This window comes from Mycobacterium sp. E1214, from assembly GCF_001666755.1.
GTDB lineage: Bacteria > Actinomycetota > Actinomycetes > Mycobacteriales > Mycobacteriaceae > Mycobacterium.
On record NZ_LZJC01000024.1, the window covers coordinates 1 to 569 of the forward strand.

Below are 569 nucleotides of genomic sequence, written 5' to 3' on the forward strand. Positions count from 1 at the left end.
GCCCGCGCCCGCGCCGCCGGCCCCGGTCCCGCCCGGCGACCCGAACGCCGCGCCCCCCGCCAACCCGAACGGGGCGCCGCCGCCGCCCTTCGACCCGAACTCGCCGCTGCCCCCGCCGCCGCCGGACCCGAACGCCGGGCGCATCAACAACGCCGTCGGGGGCTTCAGCTATGTCCTTCCACCCGGCTGGGTCGAGTCGGACGCCTCGCACCTCGACTACGGTTCGGCCCTGCTCAGCAAGACGACCGGCCCGGCGCCCACGCCCGATCAGCCCCCGCCGGTCGCCAACGACACCCGGATCGTGATGGGCCGGCTGGACCAGAAGCTCTACGCCAGCGCCGAGCCGAACAACGCCAAGGCCGCGGTGCGGCTCGGCTCGGACATGGGTGAGTTCTTCATGCCGTATCCGGGCACCCGGATCAACCAGGACGCCACCCCGCTCACCGGCGCCAACGGGATCAGCGGCAGCGCGTCCTACTACGAGGTGAAGTTCAGCGACGCCTCGAAGCCCAACGGCCAGATCTGGACCGGCGTCGTCGGGCCGGCCAGCACGTCGAGCACCGGGGCCG

The 569-nt window shown here is 74.0% G+C and carries 1 protein-coding gene; it reads left to right on the top strand.

Annotation, left to right across the window (positions count from 1 at the left end; translation table 11 throughout):
• Nucleotides 1-569 (top strand): alanine and proline-rich secreted protein Apa (locus tag A5700_RS03240; protein WP_231991373.1); only part of this gene is annotated, 569 nt, incomplete at both ends.